At 66.5% G+C, this 19,879-nt stretch carries 19 protein-coding genes; 14 read left to right on the top strand and 5 right to left on the bottom strand.

What is annotated here, in order from left to right; translation table 11 throughout:
* Window positions 1-359 precede the first annotated feature (359 nt).
* Window positions 360-2,636, top strand: coding sequence for a maltose alpha-D-glucosyltransferase (gene treS / locus FBY33_RS05955; protein WP_142029730.1), 2,277 nt, complete (start codon window positions 360-362; stop codon window positions 2,634-2,636).
* 37 nt (window positions 2,637-2,673) lie between these two features.
* Here treS and FBY33_RS05950 read toward each other — a convergent pair whose 3' ends face one another.
* Window positions 2,674-3,891 (bottom strand): ROK family transcriptional regulator, encoded by a 1,218-nt coding sequence (locus FBY33_RS05950; RefSeq protein WP_142029729.1) that lies wholly within the window; start codon window positions 3,889-3,891, stop codon window positions 2,674-2,676.
* 230 nt (window positions 3,892-4,121) lie between these two features.
* Between FBY33_RS05950 and FBY33_RS05945 the strand changes: the two genes are divergently transcribed.
* The 10 genes from FBY33_RS05945 (at window position 4,122) to FBY33_RS05900 (ending at window position 14,412) form a co-directional block, all read left to right on the top strand.
* Window positions 4,122-5,216 (top strand): Gfo/Idh/MocA family protein, encoded by a 1,095-nt coding sequence (locus FBY33_RS05945; protein WP_142029728.1) that lies wholly within the window; start codon window positions 4,122-4,124, stop codon window positions 5,214-5,216.
* Window positions 5,213-6,043 carry a hypothetical protein gene (locus FBY33_RS05940; protein WP_142029727.1) on the top strand — a complete coding sequence of 277 codons (831 nt, stop codon included), beginning with the start codon at window positions 5,213-5,215 and terminating at the stop codon, window positions 6,041-6,043. Before FBY33_RS05945 ends, FBY33_RS05940 begins: the two co-directional genes overlap by 4 nt.
* 113 nt (window positions 6,044-6,156) lie before the next feature.
* Window positions 6,157-7,482 (top strand): ABC transporter substrate-binding protein, encoded by a 1,326-nt coding sequence (locus FBY33_RS05935; protein ID WP_142029726.1) that lies wholly within the window; start codon window positions 6,157-6,159, stop codon window positions 7,480-7,482.
* A 12-nt stretch (window positions 7,483-7,494) separates the two neighbouring features.
* Window positions 7,495-8,457 (top strand): carbohydrate ABC transporter permease, encoded by a 963-nt coding sequence (locus FBY33_RS05930; RefSeq protein ID WP_142029725.1) that lies wholly within the window; start codon window positions 7,495-7,497, stop codon window positions 8,455-8,457.
* Window positions 8,457-9,347 carry a carbohydrate ABC transporter permease gene (locus FBY33_RS05925; RefSeq protein ID WP_142029724.1) on the top strand — a complete coding sequence of 297 codons (891 nt, stop codon included), beginning with the start codon at window positions 8,457-8,459 and terminating at the stop codon, window positions 9,345-9,347. The genes FBY33_RS05930 and FBY33_RS05925 overlap by 1 nt, the downstream gene beginning before the upstream one ends.
* 36 nt (window positions 9,348-9,383) lie before the next feature.
* The gene (locus tag FBY33_RS05920) at window positions 9,384-10,130 is read left to right on the top strand and encodes a sugar phosphate isomerase/epimerase family protein (protein ID WP_142029723.1); all 747 of its coding nucleotides are present in this window, start codon (window positions 9,384-9,386) and stop codon (window positions 10,128-10,130) included.
* Window positions 10,127-11,245, top strand: coding sequence for a Gfo/Idh/MocA family protein (locus FBY33_RS05915; protein WP_142029722.1), 1,119 nt, complete (start codon window positions 10,127-10,129; stop codon window positions 11,243-11,245). The genes FBY33_RS05920 and FBY33_RS05915 overlap by 4 nt, the downstream gene beginning before the upstream one ends.
* Window positions 11,246-11,301: 56 nt before the next feature.
* Window positions 11,302-12,492 carry a Gfo/Idh/MocA family protein gene (locus FBY33_RS05910; protein ID WP_142029721.1) on the top strand — a complete coding sequence of 397 codons (1,191 nt, stop codon included), beginning with the start codon at window positions 11,302-11,304 and terminating at the stop codon, window positions 12,490-12,492.
* Between the two features lie 25 nt (window positions 12,493-12,517).
* Entirely contained in the window at window positions 12,518-13,519 is a 1,002-nt protein-coding gene (locus FBY33_RS05905; RefSeq protein WP_142029720.1) for a sugar phosphate isomerase/epimerase family protein, read from the top strand.
* Window positions 13,520-13,530: 11 nt separating this feature from the next.
* Window positions 13,531-14,412 carry a TolB family protein gene (locus FBY33_RS05900; protein ID WP_142029719.1) on the top strand — a complete coding sequence of 294 codons (882 nt, stop codon included), beginning with the start codon at window positions 13,531-13,533 and terminating at the stop codon, window positions 14,410-14,412.
* A 7-nt stretch (window positions 14,413-14,419) separates the two neighbouring features.
* Here FBY33_RS05900 and FBY33_RS05895 read toward each other — a convergent pair whose 3' ends face one another.
* The 3 genes from FBY33_RS05895 to FBY33_RS05885 all read right to left on the bottom strand — a co-directional run bounded on the left by FBY33_RS05895 (window position 14,420) and on the right by FBY33_RS05885 (window position 16,834).
* Window positions 14,420-15,289: a glycosyltransferase gene (locus FBY33_RS05895; protein WP_142029718.1), complete on the bottom strand. Its 870-nt coding sequence runs from the start codon at window positions 15,287-15,289 to the stop codon at window positions 14,420-14,422.
* A 231-nt stretch (window positions 15,290-15,520) separates the two neighbouring features.
* On the bottom strand, window positions 15,521-15,886 hold the full coding sequence (locus tag FBY33_RS05890) for a hypothetical protein (RefSeq protein WP_142029717.1): 366 nt from the start codon (window positions 15,884-15,886) through the stop codon (window positions 15,521-15,523).
* A 48-nt stretch (window positions 15,887-15,934) separates the two neighbouring features.
* On the bottom strand, window positions 15,935-16,834 hold the full coding sequence (locus FBY33_RS05885; RefSeq protein ID WP_142029716.1) for an SDR family oxidoreductase: 900 nt from the start codon (window positions 16,832-16,834) through the stop codon (window positions 15,935-15,937).
* A 220-nt stretch (window positions 16,835-17,054) separates the two neighbouring features.
* Between FBY33_RS05885 and FBY33_RS05880 the strand changes: the two genes are divergently transcribed.
* The 3 genes from FBY33_RS05880 to FBY33_RS05870 all read left to right on the top strand — a co-directional run bounded on the left by FBY33_RS05880 (window position 17,055) and on the right by FBY33_RS05870 (window position 18,688).
* Window positions 17,055-17,576 (top strand): DUF6328 family protein, encoded by a 522-nt coding sequence (locus FBY33_RS05880; protein ID WP_142029715.1) that lies wholly within the window; start codon window positions 17,055-17,057, stop codon window positions 17,574-17,576.
* A gap of 3 nt (window positions 17,577-17,579) precedes the next feature.
* Window positions 17,580-18,242 (top strand): DUF6766 family protein, encoded by a 663-nt coding sequence (locus tag FBY33_RS05875; RefSeq protein ID WP_142029714.1) that lies wholly within the window; start codon window positions 17,580-17,582, stop codon window positions 18,240-18,242.
* 80 nt (window positions 18,243-18,322) lie between these two features.
* The gene (locus FBY33_RS05870) at window positions 18,323-18,688 is read left to right on the top strand and encodes a LuxR family transcriptional regulator (protein ID WP_142029713.1); all 366 of its coding nucleotides are present in this window, start codon (window positions 18,323-18,325) and stop codon (window positions 18,686-18,688) included.
* A gap of 5 nt (window positions 18,689-18,693) precedes the next feature.
* Here the strand turns inward: FBY33_RS05870 and FBY33_RS05865 are convergent, their stop codons facing one another.
* The gene (locus tag FBY33_RS05865) at window positions 18,694-19,818 is read right to left on the bottom strand and encodes a glycerate kinase (RefSeq protein WP_142029712.1); all 1,125 of its coding nucleotides are present in this window, start codon (window positions 19,816-19,818) and stop codon (window positions 18,694-18,696) included.
* Window positions 19,819-19,879: the final 61 nt, after the last annotated feature.

Raw genomic sequence — 19,879 nt, 5'->3', positions numbered from 1 at the left:
AGCCCTGCTATCAGCACTTCGGCCCACTGCAAAACCTTTGTTCTAAGAATACGACCGGCGGCGGCCTTAGTGGGCAAACTCGGCGAAACAAGGGGGACAGGGGGATTCGCGGTACGGGGCGGGCATAGGTAGGCAAGGACCCCCGGCTCTCCGCCGCCCTCCTCCAGCAGATTGGCCGGGAGATCGGGCAAAGCATCCATTAGCCCGGGCACGTTTGTCCCTCCCACCGCCCCCGCTGCGCAGTAGCATCGGGAGAGGGAACGCCGAATACTCCCTGTTGCCCTGGGTACCTTTCCTTGGGCAAGGGGTCTTTTGAGCATCCATGCCAGCACGGAAACGAGCAATGGAAAGAGGAGCTTATGCGGGAGCCGGGCACCAGCGGGAACACTTCGGAAGCGGATGCAGCCGCAGGCAACGGGGAAGTGGAAGCGGGCGCTGCGGAGCCGTCAGCGGAACTGGACGTCAATTTCGACGAGCAGTTCTTCGCAGCCAGGCCAAAGGCGCTGCGGCCCATCGCACGCCGGCGCCAGTTCGTAGGCAGCAGGCCGTCCTTCGAGTTCGACGGGCGGAACGCGGCCTACGTGGACTGGCTCCGCAACCAGGCCATGCTCGGCGACGCCAATACTTTGGCACGGCAGCTGTCCGGCCAGGCCAGCATGTGGCAAAACTCGTACGCCCATCCCAACCCGCGGGCCGCCGTCGACCGTGCCTCCGTATGGTTCACCGCCTACCCGCTGTCCTTCATCACCCCCACCGGCCAGTCATTCCTTTCCGCCCTGGGTGATCCGACCATGTGGAAAGCGTTCCGTGAGATCGGCATCCGCGGGATCCACACCGGACCCGTAAAGCTCGCCGGCGGCATCAGCGGCTGGTCCCACACGCCCAGCGTGGACGGGCACTTCGACCGCATCAGCATGGCGATCGACCCGGTCTTCGGCACGGAGGAGGAGTTCCGCCGGATGTGCGAGGTGGCTGCTGAGCATGACGGCACGGTCATCGACGACATCGTCCCGGGCCATACCGGCAAGGGCGCGGACTTCCGCCTGGCCGAGATGAATTTCCGGGACTACCCCGGCATCTACCACATGGTGGACATTCCGGAAGAGGACTGGCACCTGCTTCCGGACGTCCCCGAGGGGGCCGACTCGGTCAACCTCAGCCCCGACTCGGAGCAGGCACTGCAGAAGGCCGGCTACATCATCGGCCGGCTGCAGCGGGTCATCTTCTACGAACCCGGGGTGAAGGAAACCAACTGGAGCGCTACCAGGCCGATCGTGGACACGGCCGGGAAGACCCGCCGCTGGGTCTACCTGCACTACTTCAAGGCAGGCCAGCCCTCCATCAACTGGCTGGATCCCACCTTCGCGGGAATGCGCCTGGTAGTGGGCGATGCCCTGCATTCGCTGGTGGACCTGGGCACCGGGGCGCTGCGCCTTGATGCCAACGGCTTCCTGGGCGTGGAGAAGAGCGCCGAGGAGCAGCCCGGCTGGTCCGAAGGACACCCGCTGTCCGAGGCCGCCAACCAGCTCATCGGGTCCATGATCCGCAAAGTTGGCGGGTTCTCCTTCCAGGAGCTGAACCTGACCATTGATGACATCAAGGCAACCTCCGAAGCAGGCCCGGACCTGTCCTACGACTTCATTACCCGGCCGGCGTACCATTACGCCCTGATCACGGCCGATACCGAGTTCCTGCGGCTGACCCTCCGCCTGTCCCTGGAGATCGGCGTGGACCAGGCCTCGCTGGTGCATGCACTGCAGAACCATGACGAACTCACCTACGAGCTCCTGCACTTCGCCGCCGGGCACCGGGACGAGATGTTCGAGCTCAACGGCGAGGAACTCACCGGCGCCCAGCTGGCCGAACAGATCCAGCAGACCATGCGCGAGCGGCTGACCGGCGAGAACGGGCCATACAACGCCGTCTTCACCACCAACGGCATTGCCTGCACCTCGGTCAGCTTCATCATGGCTGCGCTGGGCATCAAGGACCCGTCCGCCACCACCGCGGAACAGGAAGCACAGATCCGGGACGTCCACCTGCTCCTGGCCATGTACAACGCCCTGCAGCCCGGCGTCTTTGCCCTGTCCGGCTGGGACCTCACGGGAATCCTGGCCCTGGACCGGAGCAGCGTCCGGGAATTGACCTCGCAGGGTGACACCCGCTGGATAAACCGCGGCGCCCATGACCTCATGGGGACCAGCCCGGACGCAATCACCTCCTCTTCCGGGATGCCGCGGGCCCGCAGCCTCTATGGCCCGCTGCCGGACCAGCTGAAGGACCCCGAGTCTTTCGCCCGGCGGTTGCAGCGGATCCTCACCGTGCGTGAAGAGAACGGCATTGCCACCGGGACCTTGCTCGATGTCCCGGACGTTTCGAACCGCAGCGCGCTGGTGCTGGTCAACAGGCTGACGGACGGGACACTGCAGGTCACCGCGCTCAACTTCTCCGGGCAGGACATCGCCGGCAGCATCCAGTCCAACGAGCTCCCCTCAGGTGCCAACGTCAAGGACCTGTTCAGCGGCGAGACCGTGGGGCAGGTGGATGACCTGCACAGCTTCTTCCTGGAGCTGCCCGCCTACGGCGGGACTGCGCTGATCTTGACCGAAGCACCTGAACCGGAGGCGGAAGCCTAAAGCCGCGCAGGCGGGGTAGGGCCTGTAATCGCAGGCCCTACCCCGCGATGGCGCCTGCCAGCGTTGCTTCGATGACAGCCGGCGAGAGGACATACTGGGTGACGAGTTTGCTGGCGCCCAGGACTGCCGCCTGGCTGCCGGCGCGCGAGCCGTTGATGCGCAGGTGCGAGGTGGCCAGCGGCGGCGAGCGCCGGTACACCACCTCGCGGATGCCGGCGACGAGGTGCTCCCCCGTCTCGCCGACGCTGCCGCCCACCACAATGACGGACGGGTTGAGCAGGTTGACCACGGTGGCCAGTACCTCGCCGATGTCCCGGCCGGCCTGGCGCAGTGCCTGGATGGCCTGCAGGTTGCCGTCAGCGGCGAGCCGGAGCACGTCCGCGCCCTTCGCCACGTCCAGCCCCTGGTCCCGGAGGGAACGCACGACGGCGGGACCTGACGCCAGCGCTTCCAGGCACCCGTAGTTTCCACAGGCACACAGGACATCCGCGCCGCGCGCCACCTGGACGTGCCCCAGGTCGCCTGCCGTGCCGTTGGCGCCGCGCTGCAGTTCCCCGTTGCTGATGATGCCGGAGCCGATACCGGTAGCCACCTTCACGAAGAAGAAGTTGTTGTGTTCGGGCCAGTGGGCGGACTGCTCCCCCAACGCCATGATGTTCACGTCGTTGTCCACCAGCACGTGCACGGGCAGCGACCGCTGGACGTAGCTGACCACATCGAACCCATCCCAGCCCGGCATGATGGGCGGCTTAACGGGCTTGCCGGTGTCGTGTTCCACGGGTCCGGGCAGGCCGATTCCGATCCCGGCGAGTTCCGCCACGCTTCGTCCGGTGGACGCCAGCAGCTCCTTGCCCTGCGCCACCACCTGGTCCAGGACCGCTTCCGGCCCGTCGGCCACCTGCTGAGCCAGCCGGTGTTCGGCCAGGATGTTGCCGCCGAGGTCCGTGACCGCAACGATGATATGGGTGGCGCCCACGTCCACGGCCAGCACCAGGCGGGCGGCCGGGTTGAAGGCAAAGCGCGACGGCGGCCTGCCGCCGCTGGAGAGCGCCTCGCCGGCGGGGCCGACGAGGCCTGACAGCATCAGCGCGTCGATCCGCGAGGCCACGGTTGACCGGGCCAGCCCCGTACTAAGGGCAAGCTCGGCGCGGGTGCGGGCCTGGCCGTCACGCAGCAGCTGGAAGAGGTCGCCGGCGCGCGACAGGCTGCCGACGTCGGCGTCTTTTGCGGCCTGCCTGCCCGTCACTGAAGTCATGCCTAAGTCATAACACTCTTACTTACGGCTGTCATCACGGCAGAAGAATGACGCGCAACAAACAACTTTTGCTTGACGTGCGTCAAAAGTAGTTCTACGTTGTGATTCAAGGCACATTCGCGGATCCGATGGCGGACATCAGCCGCAGTGATCCCGGCCCGCAGCGTGTCCACAGGCAGCACAAGAGTCCGCTCATATCCCAGAGTCCGCTTACAAAGAGGTAACTGAACTTGTCCCATGACACAGCGCCCGCAGACAGCCCCCTCGGCGTCGGCATCCTCGGCGCCGGGCCCGTCACCCAAGCCATCCACCTCCCGGCCCTGGCACGCCTCCAGGACATCCTGGAAGTCCGGCACATCATGGATGTGGACCCGGCCGTTGCCTCCTCGGTGGCGGCCCGCGTCGGAGCAACCGCCGGCACCAGCATGGATGCGCTGATGAACGATCCGGCCGTGGACGTCGTGGCAATCTGCAGCCCCCACCAGTTCCATGCCGACCAGGTCATCGCCGCCTGCAGGGCCGGAAAGAAAGCCGTCCTCTGCGAAAAGCCCTTCGCAATGAACGCCGGGGAAGCTGCGCGCATCTCGGCGGTCAGCAGCGAAACGGGCGTACCCATCGTCGTGGGGGCCATGCACACCTTTGATCCGGGCTGGCTCGCGGCCGAACAGAACTGGGGCGACCTCCCGGAGCAGGTCCACACCATCCGTTCCTCCATCATCCTGCCGCCCAATGCCCGCTTCGAGGACTTCGCCACCGAAATTCTCACGCGCCCCGCCGCCGGCGAGCCCGACTACTCGGACATCGACGTCATCAAGAACGCGCTTCGGGGCGGGATCATGGGCCTGGCCATCCACGACCTGCCCCTGGTCCGCCGGTTTACCCCGGACTTCGCGGACATCGAGGTCCTCCAGGTGTTCCACGTCCGCCCGTTCGGCTACGCCGTCTCGCTCCGCACCCCAACCCGCGTCATCGAACTGCGTGCCGTCATGAACAGCACCTGGAAACCCGAATGGACCTTCGAGGCGATCGCCGATGATGCGGCATTGCACATCGACTTCACGCCGTCCTACGTCCAGGCCGGCTCCGCCGTCGCCACCCTGACCAGCCGCAGCGGCAGCGAAACGCGCACGTTCGGCCCCTATGGGCATAACGGCTACGAGGGCGAATGGCGTGAACTGGCGGAGCTGGCCAGGGGAACCCGCCAGGCGCCCTCCGCCCAGGCACTGATCGACGACCTCACCTTTGCCCTCGCCATCGCGGACGCAACCGTGCATAGTGCCCCAGGACAGTCCGGCGCGGCAGAAAAAGCAGGAGTTTCGGCATGAGCGGCCAGTACACGGTCTCGGCATCCCCCACCGCCCGGGAAGCCGGGTCGGTAACCCAGACGGTGGCTTCACTGCCGGCAACCTTCGCACCCGCCGCGAAGAACCTGCACAGCACGGCGGACGTGCTGGTGGTTGCGGGCGAACCCGGCTGGACGGACGAAGCCCGCCGCGCCGTCGCCGCAGGTGCCCGCGGCATCGTGGTGGCCAACCCGGTCCCCGAGGACACCCGCGAACTGGCCGCCGCGGCAGACGCCGCAGGAACCGCCGTCGTCCTGGACCTCCGCTGGGCCTCCAACCCCGCGCTGGTGGCAGAAGGCGACGGCCCCGACGCCCGTGACGCAGTGCGCAGCGCCCTGGGCACCGCGTCACTGCTGGACAGTGTTGCCGCGACGGCTCCCGGCACGGACCCGCGGCGGCTCCTTGGCGAGCACCTGGCCGCGCTGCTGGCCGTCACCGGAACGCTCGACGGCGTCAGCCTCCTCCGCAGCGACGCCATGGGGTACGCCGTGGCTGGCAGGTTGGCCAACGGCGCACCGTTCACCGCCCAGGGCGTGCTGACCACGGCCTGCCCGGCCGGCGTCGATATCCGCCTTTACACTGCCGACGGCGGGGTGGCCGTCCAGCTTCCGGATCCGAACGCGGCTTGGCCGGCCGAAGTCCGGGTCACCGGAGCCCACGGCGAACTCCTGCTTCCCACGCTTTACGAATCCGCCCACCGGTCGGCGTGGCGGCGCCTGAAGGACCATCTTGGCGCCGGCACCCGGCCGGACGATCTGGCCGGGTTCGCCCGGCTGACCGACCTCTACGCAACCCTCGCTGACACGTAACCAGACCCACCGATACGCAACCTGAACAGCAGTCCAGTCCCACCTCCACTCTCAACGATGAGCAGGACCGCATCAACGGCGCATCACGCCTGCCGGTCCCGAAAGGACACATGATGAACGCAACATCCGAACAGCGCCGCTCCTTCTCCCGGCGCGGTTTCCTGGGCCTGACGGCGGCGGCTGCTTCCGTGCCGCTGCTGGCAGCCTGCGGTGGCGGCTCCGCCAGCCAAGGCGGCGGCGGTGGTGCCGGCGGCACCGTCAAGTTCTGGGATATGCCCTGGGCCACGCCCGCCTACAACGACGCCGCCAAGGGCATCGCGGAGGGTTTCTCCGGTGCCAACGGCGCCAAGGCGAGCTACCAGATCATCCAGTGGAACAACTTCTACCAGACCTTCTCCTCCGCGATCGCTTCAAAGACGGGCCCGGCCGTGTCCACGGGCGGCGGATTCCAGGCCTTCCAGTTCGAACAGCAGGGCCAGATCGCATACGCGGACAAGGTGATCGAGAAGCTGAAGGCCAGCGGCCAGTTCGACGACTTCCTGCCCGGCGTGCTGGACCCGTTCAAGTCGGACAAGGGCTATGTGGCGGTCCCGTGGCAGCTGGACATGCGCGTTTTCTGGTACCGCAAGTCGCTGTTCGAAAAGGCCAACGTTGCGCTCCCCACGGACTGGCCGTCGCTGCTGGAAGCGGGCAAGGCCCTGAAGAAGGTGGGCGCGTTCGGCTTCACCACCGGCGCAGGCGCGGGCAACAACTACGCCAACCACTCCATGATCATGATGATGGTCAACAACGGCGGCGGTGTCTGGAACAAGGATGGCGAGCTGGACCTGATGAACGACCGTAACGTCGAGGCCATGGAGTTCGTCCTGGAACTCGTGTCCAACGGCATCGTGGATCCCGCCGCGGTCAGCTACACCACGGACAACATGTCCGCGCAGTGGAAGGACGGCAAGGCAGGCTACGGCCTGTTCCAGGTGAACGTCCCGCAGCGCGTGGGCGATACCTCGGGCGACCTGCTGGTGGCTGACCCCATCAAGGGTCCGCACGGGGACAAGGCAACGATCGTCTTCCCCAACAACATCATGATGTACACCAACACCCCGTCCCAGGAGGCGTCGGAAGAGTTCCTGGTGTACTATCTGGGCCAGCTCAAGCAGCTGTGGCAGAAGAAGCTGATGTCCGCCTTGCCGGTCTTCAAGTCCATCACTGAGATTCCCGAGTTCGCCAACGACCCCAACAACGTCAAGATCGTCAAGGACTGGCAGCCCATCGCCAAGACCTTCGCGGCCCAGGGCAGCAAACTCAACGCCAACCTCGCCGCACTGGACGGCGGGCAGGCACTGAACCAGTTCAGCCAGACCATCATCACCGGAAAGGCCGACGCCAAGACTGCCCTGCAGACCTTCCAGTCCGGCCTCGAATCCGTCCTGAAGAAGTAGGACGGGCCGCCCATGTCCAGCACCACCACCCAGTCCGGCCTGGCCCGGGCCCGCCGCGGGATTGCCCCCGGCGGGTCCGGGACGGTCCCCGGCAAACGCCGGAGCAAGCTGTCCGCCCAGGCAACCAGGACCTTCTTTTGGCTCCTGCTTCCCTCCGTGGTCCTCCTTGTCCTGATCCACGGCTACCCGCTGATCTATGCGGCCATCCAGGCGACGCACGACGGAGACCTGCTCCAGACCGGCAACTTCGTGGGCGGGCAGAACTTTGCCACCGTCCTGACCTCGCCGGCATTCTGGAAAGCCGCCCAGTTCACCCTGTGGTTCACCATCGTGGGCGTCTTCGGGTCCTGGCTCGTGGGCCTGGGCCTGGCCCTGCTCCTGCGCACCAGGATCCCGGCAGGAGGCACCTTCAAGGTCCTGCTGCTCCTGCCCTGGGTGGTGCCCATCGTGGTGTCCTCCACCGCATGGAACTGGCTGGTGGCCACCCCGGACAGCCTTATCCCGTCGCTGTTCCGGAACCTGGGCATGGGCACCCCGCTCTTCCTGGCAGACCCCTCGCTGGCTTCCATCACGGTGATGGTGTTCAAGGTCTGGGTCAGCTTCCCCTTCATGATGATGATGATCTCGGCCGCCCTGGCATCCGTTGACACCACCGTCTATGAGGCAGCCAGCATGGACGGGGCCAGCCGCTGGCAGCAGTTCACCCAGATCACCCTGCCGCTGATTGCCCGCTCCACCTACATCAGCTGGATCCTGATGACCATCTTCTGCGTCAACGACTTCCCCACCATCTACCTGCTCACCGGCGGCGGCCCGGTCAACGCCACCACCTCCCTGGTGGTCCTGGCCTACCGCACCGTGTTCCAGGACTTCGCCACCGGCCCCGGCGTGGCCATCGCCTTCCTCATGACCATGACCTTGGTGGTCATCTCGGTCATCCTGTACCGCCAGATCCGAAAGTCGAGCGTCGAATAATGAGTGCAGTACTCCACGCCCATCCCGAATCCGGCCCCGCACTCGGCGTCGACGCCGGCAAACGCCGCAAGGTCCTCTCCGAGGCCGGCCAGCGCGGCCGCTGGTGGCGCTTCGCCGCGATCCTCATCATCACCGGGATCGTGCTGGTGCCCATCATGGTCACAGTGCTGCTGGCGTTCACTCCCGGGCCCAACAGCACCGCCACGGGCCTGACCTTCGAAAACCTCGGCAACGTGTTCTCCAAAACGCTCGCCGCCACGTGGCTTAAGAACAGCCTGATCACCACCCTCTCCACCGTGGTGGTCTCGGTGGCCGTCGCCGCACCAGCGGGGTACGTCCTCTCCCGGGGCCGCAGCAAGGCAGTTTCCGGATATTCGCTGCTGCTGTTCGTCATGCAGTCCCTGCCCATCATCACCTCGGTGGTGCCCTTGTTCATCCTGTTCGCCGGCATGGGCCTGGTGGACAACCTCCTGGGCCTGACCATCATCTACGTCGGCTCCACCATGACGGTTGCCACCTGGATGATGGCCGCCTACTTTGACTCCATCCCCATCAGCCTGGAGGAGGCTTCCTGGATCGATGGCTGCTCGGTTTTCGGTTCCTTCACCAAGGTGGTGCTCCGGAACTCCCTTCCCGGTGTCCTTTCGACAGCGATCTTCGCCTTCCTCCTCGCCTGGAACGACTACCTGGTGGCCATCGTGTTCCTGCGCTCGAATGAAATCTTCACCCTGCCCATGGGCGTGCAGTCCTTCTTCCAGCAGAATGCAACGGACTGGACCTCCGTCATGGCCCTGGCCGTGGTCATGATGCTCCCGCCCGTCATCGTCTTCGCCACCCTGAACAAGTACTTCAGCGTCGGCGGCATCGGCGGCTCGCTCGCCGGCCGCTGACCCCAGCCCACACCTACAGAACACCTAAGGAAACCCATGTCCTACTCACTGCAGCTTTACACCCTCCGCAACGCAATCTCGGAGGATCTTCCGGGGACCATCAGGAAGGTGGCGGAGATCGGCTTCACGCAGGTCGAGCCGTACAACTTCGTTGCCACGGCCAAGGAACTCGGCGCGGCCCTGAAGGAGAACGGGCTTACCGCACCATCCGGCCACGCACCCCTCATGAGCCAGGACCAGGACGAGATCTTCGCAGCGGCCAAGGAACTGGGCATCACCACCGTCATCGATCCGTTCCTGCCCGCCGAGCACTGGCAGAAGGCCGAAGACATCCAGGCAACGGCTGCAAAGCTCAACGCTGCTGCCAAGAAGGGCGCCGAATACGGCATCCGCGTTGGCTACCACAACCACGCCTGGGAATTGGAGTCCATCGTCGAGGGCCGCACGGCCCTGGAGTACTTCGAGTCCCTGCTGGACCCGGAACTTGTCCTGGAAGTGGACACGTACTGGGTGGCCGTCGGAGGCCAGGACCCGGTGGACATCCTCACCAAGCTTGGCGACCGCGTGAGGTTCATCCACATCAAGGACGGCCCCCTGAACAAGGACAACAAGGCCCAGCAGCCCGCAGGCCAGGGCAAGGTGCCGGTCATGGACGTCATCGCCGCGGCCAAGTCGCTGGAGGTGGGCGTGGTGGAGTTCGACGACTACGCCGGCGACATCTTCGAAGGCATCAACGAGAGCCTTTCCTTCCTCAACGCTGCAGGCGAAGGAGTAAAAGCATGAGCACCACAGCTTCCCGCAAGGGCCCGGTGGGCGTCGGCGTCATCGGCGCCGGCGTGATCAGCAAGCAGTACCTGGACAACCTCACCGCATTCCCGGACCTTAAGGTCCTCGTCATCGCGGATCTTTTCGAGGACGCGGCTGAGGCCCGCGCCAAGGAGTACGGCATCCCCGAGTGGGGCGGGGTGGACAAGGCACTGAACCACCCGGACGTCGAAATCATCGTCAACCTCACCATTCCCGCCGCGCACGTGGAGGTGGCCACCGCCGCCGTCAACGCCGGCAAGCATGTCTGGACGGAAAAGCCGTTCAGCCTGGACCGGGAATCCGGGCTAGGCCTGCTCAAGACCGCAGACGCCGCCGGAATCCGCCTGGGCTGCGCCCCGGACACCTTCCTGGGCGCCGGGATCCAAACCGCCCTGCGGTTGATCCAGCGCGGCGACATCGGCACCCCGCTGACAGCCATGACGACGTTCCAGACCCCCGGCCCGGAATCCTGGCACCCGAACCCCGCTTTCCTCTTCCAGCACGGCGCGGGCCCGCTGTTCGACATGGGGCCGTACTACCTCACCACCCTGGTCCAGGCCTTCGGCTCCATCCGCAAGGTGGCCGCCGTCGGGTCCAAGGCCAAGGACGTGCGGGTCATCGGCTCGGGCCCCAAGGCGGGCGAGGAATTCACCGTCGAGGTGCCCACCCACGTCTCCGCGATGGCGCAGTTCGAGTCTGGCGCCTCCTCGCACAGCGTTTTCTCCTTCGAGTCCCCCCGCACCCGCATGGGATTCGTGGAAATCACCGGCACCGAAGCCACCATCTCGCTGCCGGATCCCAACTACTTCACCGGCGACATCAAGCTCTGGCGCGCCGGTGACGAGGACTGGACCACCGTTCCGGCCACCGGGCCCGCCAACGGCCGCGGCATGGGCGTGCTGGACATGGCGCGCTCCATCCGTGCCGGCGTCCTGCACCGCGCTACGGGTGAGCTGGCCTACCACGTCCTGGACACCATGGTCTCCATCTCCGAGTCCGTCGAGTCCGGCACGTTCGTGGATGTGGAAAGCTCTGCCCCGGCGTCGCCCGCCCTCCCCGAGGACTGGGCGCCGGAGACCGCCACCCTCTGATCCAGCAAGTAATCCAGCACGTAGTCCAGCCAGCAGGAAGCACGCAGGAACGCATCATGACCACACCCGCACACCCGTCCGAACCGCCGGCCTCCCGCCGGGTTTCCCGCCCGCTGGGTGTGGCCGCCATCGGTTACGCCTTCATGGGCAAGGCCCACTCCAACGCGTGGCGGAACGTGGCCAGCTTCTTCGACGTCCCGGCCTTCGAACAAAAGGTCCTCGTGGGCCGGGACGCCGGTGCCGTGGCAGAGGCCGCGGCAAAGTACGGCTGGGCCGAATCAGCCACCGACTGGCGCACGGTGATCACCCGCGATGACATTGACGTCGTGGACATCTGCGCCCCGGGGTGGATGCATGCCGAGATCGCCATCGCCGCGCTCGAGGCAGGCAAGCACGTCCTGGTGGAAAAGCCGCTGGCCAACACCCTCGCGGAAGCCGAGCTGATGACGGCCGCCGCGGCCAAGGCCCGGGCCAACGGGGTGCAGTCGATGATCGGCTTCAACTACCGGCGCGTCCCGGCCCTGGCCCTGGCCAGGGAACTGATCGCCGAGGGCCGGCTGGGCACCGTCCGGCACGTCCGCGCCGCCTACCTCCAGGACTGGCTCGCGGACGCCCAGGCCCCCATGACCTGGCGGCTGCGGAAGGAGACCGCCGGGTCCGGGGCGCTCGGGGACATCGCCTCCCACGCCATCGACCAGGTGCTTTTCCTCCTGGGCGACCAGGTCACCGAGGTCAGCGGCCGACTCAACACCTTCGTGGACCGCCGCCCCGGTGCAAATGGTCCCGCAAGCGGGCTTGAGGACGTAACGGTCGACGACGCCGCCTGGGCCACGCTGTCCCTCACCTCCGGGGCGGTGGCCTCCGTGGAGGTCTCCCGCGTGGCCACCGGCAGGAAGAACTCCCTCCAGATCGAGGTCTACGGCGACAAGGGCAGCCTCCTGTTCGACCTGGAAAACCTTAACGAACTCGGCTTCCTGGACGCTACGGCCCCGGTCCGCGAGCAGGGCTTCCGCAGGATTTTGGTCAACGAACCAGAGCACCCCTACCTGGAGGCGTGGTGGCCGCAGGGCCACATCATCGGCTGGGAACACACCTTCACCCACCAGGTCCGCGACTTCCTGCTGGCCATCCGGGACGGAAGCCAGCCCTCGCCGTCGTTCGAAGAAGGACTGAACGTCCAGTACGTCCTGGACGCGGTGGAGCAGTCCGCCGCCAACAAAAGCACCCTCACCGTCGTCCGCCACTAGCACCCTTATCTTCAAGGAGCCCTGAATGCCCCGCCCGTTCACCCTGTTCACCGGCCAGTGGGCCGATCTGCCCTTCGAAGAAGTCGCCCGTCTGGCCTCCGGCTGGGGCTACGACGGACTGGAAATCGCCGTCTCCGGTGACCACCTGGACGCCTGGCGCTGGGATGAACCGGGCTACGTCGACGCCAAGCTCGAGATCCTGGACAAGTACAACCTCAAGGTCTGGGCCATCTCCAACCACCTCAAGGGCCAGGCCGTGTGCGATGACCCCATCGACTTCCGGCACCAGGCCATCGTCGGCTCCAAGGTCTGGGGCGACGGCGACCCGGAAGGTGTCCGCCAACGCGCCGCCGAGGAAATGAAACACACCGCACGGCTGGCCAAGGCGCTCGGCGTGGACACCGTGGTCGGGTTCACCGGCTCCTCCATCTGGCAGTATGTCGCGATGTTCCCGCCCGTCCCCGAAAAGGTGATCGACGCCGGCTACCAGGACTTCGCCGACCGCTGGAACCCCATCCTGGACGTCTTCGACGAATGCGGCGTCCGCTTCGCCCACGAAGTCCACCCCTCCGAGATCGCCTACGACTACTGGACCACGGTCCGCACCCTCGAAGCGATCGGCCACCGCGAAGCGTTCGGCCTGAACTGGGACCCGTCCCACATGATGTGGCAGGGCGTTGATCCCGTCTCCTTCATCTGGGACTTCAAGGACCGGATCTACCACGTGGACTGCAAGGACACCAAGGTCCGGCAGACCGGCCGGAACACCGTCCTGGGCTCCCACCTGGCCTGGGGCGACCCCCGCCGCGGCTGGGACTTCGTCTCCGCAGGCCGCGGCGACGTCCCCTGGGAAGCCTCCTTCCGCGCCCTCGCCGCCATCGGCTACGACGGCCCCATCTCCGTGGAATGGGAAGACGCAGGCATGGACCGCCTCCACGGCGCCCCCGAAGCCCTCGCCGCCCTGAAGAAGTACGACTTTCCACCCTCCCAGACCAGCTTCGACGCCGCCTTCAGCAGCAAGGACTAGGGAGAACCGGCGTGGTCCGCACCCTTCAACCAGGCCAATGCTGCGAGGTGTGGACGGCGTCAGTCACCGGGGAATCTTCGCTCGTCTTCCGCACGGAGGACATGCTGCTCGAGGCGCCCAACTGGACCCTCGACGGCCGGGCGCTGATCCTCAACGGAGACGGCAGGCTGTGGCGGCTCGACCTGGCGGCCTGCTCCCTCACCGAAGTTCCGCTCACCGGCGTCCCGGACCTCAATAATGACCACGTCCTGGACCCGGACGGCACCGGCATCTTCCTCTCAGGAGAGGACGGCCATATCTACCGCGCACCGCTGGCAGGCGGGCACGCCACGAGGATCACAGACGACGACGGTTCCTTCCATTTCCTCCACGGCGTCAGTCCCGACGGCGGCCGGCTGGCCTACGTGGACATTGGGGCGGGTGACTTCGCGCGCCCTGGCCGGCTGCGGACCATCGCGTCCGCGGGTGGCCCACCGGAGAGCGTGGAGGTGGGCCAGCGGCACTGCGACGGGCCTGAATATTCTCCGGACGGAATATGGCTGTACCTGAACACGGAGTCGTTCACCGCGGCACCAGGCCACGCCCAGCTTGCCCGGGTCCGCCCTGACGGCAGCCAGTTCGAGCGCCTGGTGGACAGCGGAACGGTCGACTGGTTCCCGCACCTCTCCCCCGACGGCCGCCTGGCCAGCTATCTCCGCTTTCCCGCTGGAACCCTGGGCCACCCCGCAGACCTTCCGGTGGAGGTCGTCCTGGTGTCCACCAGTGACTGGACCACACCACTGCACACCTGGCCGGTATTCGGTGGCCAGGGCACCCTGAACGTCAACAGCTGGTTCCCGGATTCGGGACAGTTCGCATACGTGGCATATCCGCCGGGCGCCGGGCGCGGTTAGGACCTGATCAGACAGCATCCTCCTTCAGGACCACGTCGTACGCCTCCACCCGCCGGTCCGTCACGGTGGTGGGCGACTCCAGGTGGACCGCGCCGGACGGCAGGATGCCCGCCCCGCCGTACCGTTCCATCACCTGCCACTGCGCCACGACATCTTCTCCGGCGTGGTCGGCGGGGAGGCTGGTCCAGAAAAGGAACCCGCCGGCGTCGTTCAGCGCCTCCCTGCGGTACAGTACGCAGCCGCCCAGCCACGCCACGTGGTACGGCACCCATTCGCCCGGCTGCAGCGACAGTTCCGCGCTGAGGTGGCTGAGGTTGGCAGCGCTGTGCAGTGGCCAGCGTTCAAAGCCCGGGGCACCTGGCCGAATGCGCTCCGGAGTCACCGGGCCTTCCCAGGCCTGGAACGCGGCCGTCTGTTCCGGCCTGCGGTCGGCCAGGAAGGACAGGCCCTGCGGCGCCATTCCTACAAAACCGCACTGAAGCTCATCCAGCGCCGTGCTCAGCCGCTCGAGGGCGCCCGGCTCCAGCCAGACGTCGTCGTCAAGGAAGAGGCACTGATCCGCCGTGGCCTGGTCCAGCAGGAACTGGCGGTGTTCGGCCAGACCGCGCCGCGGCAGGTGCCGCAGAAGGGTGACGGGCCGGCCCTGCGCCTCCAGCACGCGCACCATTGCTGCGGCAGCGGGATGGTCCCAGGCCGGCTGCCCGGCTGACTGGTCGCTGATGACGACGGCGAACGCGGGCTCGGTCTGTCCGGCCAGTCCCGCGAGGGTGACGGCGAGCTCGGCCGGCCGGTTGCAGGTGGGCACCAGGACGTCCACCGCCACGTTGACAGGCCGGTCCTGCGGCCTCGCCCACTGCTCCGAAGATCTCCTGCCCACAGTCCACCTTCCCGGCGTTGAAATTTGCCGCCGACGGCTGCACAGGTTGCTCTCTGCTGCCTGCCGGCGATTTGGGTTCTGCGTGTTCCGTACCCAGCCGGGAGGGATGTATTCGTCAGTGCCGCCCCCGCCAAGGGGTCGATGAGACCGGGGCGCGCCGGACGCCAAAAACCCCCGTTCCGCTACCTTTGGGGGGCAGCAGAAACGGGGGCCTGGATGGATCAGAAGGCTTTATCCGGCGTCGAAGCTTTCGTCGTTGTCGTTGGGCGATTTCTCCTTGGGAAGGTCGTTTCCGCTGCCATCCGGAATGCCCGTGGCTTCCTGCCCGGACTCCGAGGACACCGGCGCCGACCCCTGTGAATCGTCATTGGACTCGTCGATCTCGGCCGCGCTGGACGGAAGATCCATGTCGTGCGGAACGGGCTCCTGGCCCGTGCCGGACTGCGGTTCGTTGGTGTCCGCGCCGCCCGAGGATGCACCGCCACCGGACTGCTGGCCCTGGCCGCCCTGCGTCCCGGCGGCCTCCTGCTCGGCGGTTGGGGTGCCGTAGCCGCCCGGAGCCGTCTCGGGTTCAGCCTGCTGGTTTTCCTGCGTCATGCTTCCTCCTGTTGTTCATTGCCGATATTGCTGGTCTGGTGATCCTGATTAAAGCCCCTTGCCGCCCGTGACGGGCAGGACTGCACCGGAAATGTAGGAACCGTCCTCAGAGGCGAGCAGTACATACGCCGCGGCGAGCTCCGCCGGCTGCCCCGCGCGCTCCAGTGGCGTGTCCTGCCCGAAGGAGGGGAGCTTGTCCGGCCACTCGGTGGCCGGGATCAACGGAGTCCAGATGGGGCCGGGGGCCACGGCGTTGACACGGATCCCCTTGGGCCCCAGTTCCTGGGCCAGGGCCTTGGTGAAGGCCACTTGCGCCGCTTTGGTCATGGCGTAGTCGATCAGCCCCGGCGAGGGGTTGAAGGCCTGGATGGAGGCGGTGGTGATGATGGAGGCCCCGGCCTTCAGGTGCGGCACGGCCGCCCGCGCGGACCACAGCAGCGAGTAAAGGTTGGTCCGGAAGACCCGGTCAAACTCCTCGGTGGGAAGGGTCTCCAGGCTCTCGCGGTTCTTCTGGTACGCGGCGTTCAGGACCAGCACATCGAGGCGGCCGAATTCGGAGACCGTTTCCTCCACGATGCGGGTGCTGAACTCCTCCTCGCGTCCGTCGCCGGGCAACAGCAGCACGCGGCGTCCGGCTTTCCGGATCCACTCCGCGGTGTCCTGCGCGTCGTCTTCCTCCTCGGGCAGGTAGGAGATGGCGACGTCGGCCCCCTCACGGGCGAAGGCGATGGCGGCAGCCTTGCCGATGCCGGAGTCCCCTCCGGTGATGAGCGCGGCCTTGCCTTCGAGCTTGCCGTGCCCCTCGTAGCTCAGCTCCCCGTGGTCGGGCTTGGGGTCCATGGGCGCGGTCAGTCCGGGCTGCTTTTGTTCCTGTTCCGGAAAGGGGCCCGAGTGGTAACCGCCGCGGGGATCCTTCGGCTGGTCTGTTTGCTTGTCCGTCTCGCTCATAGTCCGCCTGCCTGTATCGGTTGACCTGGGTCGGTGGGAAGGGCACCGTCGTGCTCTGGCCCTTCGAAGCTATCCCGGGCGGAGGACCAAGTCCACCACTCAGCGGTAATAATCAGTAAACTTATCAAATGTTGTAGCTCGCGCAACGGCCGGCCTTGTTTCTGGGTAGGGGAGGAGTAGAAAGAAGGCCATGGCCGCGGCCGGAGAGGAAGGAGAGCCGATGTCCGAAGTTGAGGATTACACGGGCCGGACGGGACGCAATGAGACCCGCGAGGAGCAGCTTGACCGCAACTGGGCGGAACTCCTGCAGGAGCTGCGCGTGCTTCAGACCGGGGTACAGATCCTGGCCGGTTTCCTGCTGACGCTGCCATTCCAGCAGCGGTTCGAAAAGCTGGACGACTGGGAGGTCAATCTCTACCTGACCAACGTTGTGATCGCCGCGCTGACCACCGCTTTCATCCTCCTCCCGGTCAGCGTGCACCGGCGGCTCTTCCGCAAGCGGCTCAAGGAAACACTGGTCTCCAGCGCTGACACCATCACCAAGATCGCCCTTAGCGGCATTGCCCTGCTGAGCGCCGGAACTGCCGCCCTGGTGTTCGATGTTGCCGCCGGGCGGTCTGCCGGGATCACCGCCGGGGCCGCACTGCTGGGCGTCATGGTGGTCATGCTGGTATTCGTACCGCTTCGACTGAACAAGCGGGCCACGGGAAGGATCATCCCGCCCGCATCAGAAAAGGAGTAAGACATGCGCAAATGGGCAAAAGAACATGGCCTGCTGCTGGCCAACCTGGGGTGCTTTCTTGCGTTCTTCGTGGGCATGATCCTCTCCGGGGCCGCCTCTTACAGTGAGGATCAGCAGGCCCATGGGGAACCCGCCGTCTCGGTCCTGCAGTTCCTGGGCACGGGCGCCTTCGTCGAGGCCACGTTCGAGAACTGGGAGTCGGAGTTCCTGCAGATGGCCATGTACGTGGTCCTCACCGTGTTCCTGTTCCAAAAAGGCTCATCCGAATCCAAGCCCGTGGGCAAGGATGCGCCCCAGGATGAAGACCCGCGCCAGGCGACTCTCAGGAAAGCCACGCCATGGCCCGTACGGCGGGGCGGAGTGGTGCTCAAGGTCTACGAGCATTCCCTGTCGATCCTGCTGTTCGCGCTGTTCCTCGGATCGTTCTTCCTGCACGCCGCCGGGGGCGTGGACGAGTACAACCAGGACCAGCAAAGCCATGGCCAGTCCACCATCACCTTCCTGCAGTACCTGGGCACCAGCCGCTTCTGGTTCGAGTCTTTCCAGAACTGGCAAAGCGAGTTCCTGGCCGTCGCGGTCCTGGTGGGCGCCTCCGTCTACCTGCGGGAGAAGGGCTCCCCGGAGTCAAAGCCTGTTGCCGAACCCCACTACGAAACCGGAGCCTGAAATCCCGGCCCAGTTCCCCGGGCCAGTTATCCAGTCCTAGGCCGTCCAATCACCCAGCCCCATCCAAGAGGAGAGACTGTATGAGAACTTCCCTGCGAACCATCCTGCTGGCCCTGCTGCTCCTGGCCGCCCCGGCCCTTCCGGCCAGCGCCGCCGTTGCAGCGGCGCCCGCATCTGCCATCAGCCAGGCGAGCCCAGTACAGGCAGACACGGCACAGGTGGCCTCGGGATCAACAGGCGCGGCATGGGCCGCAGGCACGTCTCCCACACCTTCTCCCGGTGATACCGCGTCCACCGGACCCGCCAATCCCGGCACGGGTGAATCGGCCCAGAACGAGTCCACCCGCCTGAACTACTTCCCGTGGGTCATCGCGGGAGTAGCCGTCCTGGTCGTGATTGCCGTCCTGATCCTCCGGCGCCGCCGCAACACCACCATCGTGGGCTAGTAAAACTAGGCGCCCTCAAGTACCTGGCTTGTTGCCCAGGCCAGGTACTTGCCGGCGTTCGCCACGGCGTCTTCAGGGCTCGACGCGACGTCCAGCAGCTGCGCCGCGGCAACCACGCCATGCCCGGCGAGGTCCTCAAGGGTCACCAGGATCCTGCCGGCCACCACGATGACGGGGATCCCGCGTTCCCGGGCCGCGTCCGCGAGCGCAATGGGCGCCTTGCCGGTGAGCGACTGCGAATCCATGGATCCCTCACCGGTGATCACCAGGTCTGCCTGCTCCAGTTGCGCGGCGAGGCCGGTCAGCCCGGCCACCAGCGCGAAGCCGCCTTCCAGCGTGGCGTCGGTAAAGGCAAGGAACGACGCCGGGAAGCCGCCGGCGGCGCCGGCGCCGGGGACGTTCACGTCCCGGCCCGTTGCTTCCCGCAGCACGGACGCCCAGTTGCGCAGCCCGGCGTCGAGCATTTCCACAGCGTCCTGGTCCGCGCCCTTTTGGGGGCCGAAGACATGCGCGGCGCCCGAAGGTCCGTACAGGGGGTTACGGACGTCGACGGCGATGCGGAACGTTGTCGCGGTCAGCCGCGGATCCAACCCGGTCGTGTCCAGGGCCACCACGTCGGCCAGCGAACCACCGCCCAGGGGCACCACGTTCCCGGCGGAGTCCAGGGGCTTCAGGCCCAAAGCGCGCAGTGCGCCGCTGCCGCCGTCGGTCATGGCCGAACCGCCGAGGCCCAGGACAACCTCGGTGGCCCCCGCGTCCAGGGCGGCTGCGATGAGCTGGCCGCAGCCGTAGCTGTGGGCACGCAAGGCGTTGGCAGGAGTTGGTTCCATGTCGGCCAGGCCGGAAGCCTGCGCCGTTTCGATCACTGCCGTCACCTTGCCGTCGCCGGCCTTGTGGATTGCCCAGGCGGCGCCGAGCGGGGTGAGGATGGGACCAACCACGGCATTCAGCCGCTCTTCGTAGCCCGCGGCCACGGCCGCCTCAAGGGTGCCCTCGCCGCCGTCGGCAATGGGAAATTGGGTGGCGACGGCTTCCGGGTACACCCGCAAGGCGCCTTCCGCGATGGCGGCGGCAGCTTCGGCTGCGGTCAGGGACCCCTTGAACTTGTCCGGAGCGATAAGAATGCGCATGGGCTCCATCATGCCAGCAAGTCTTGGGAATGCGCTTGCCACATGCGTTGGGCGGGCTTCT

Origin of the sequence: Arthrobacter sp. SLBN-112, assembly GCF_006715225.1 — a bacterium.
In the GTDB taxonomy this organism is placed as follows: Bacteria; Actinomycetota; Actinomycetes; order Actinomycetales; family Micrococcaceae; genus Arthrobacter.
Note: the sequence above shows the minus strand (reverse complement) of the source record. Positions and strands in the feature narration are given on the sequence as shown.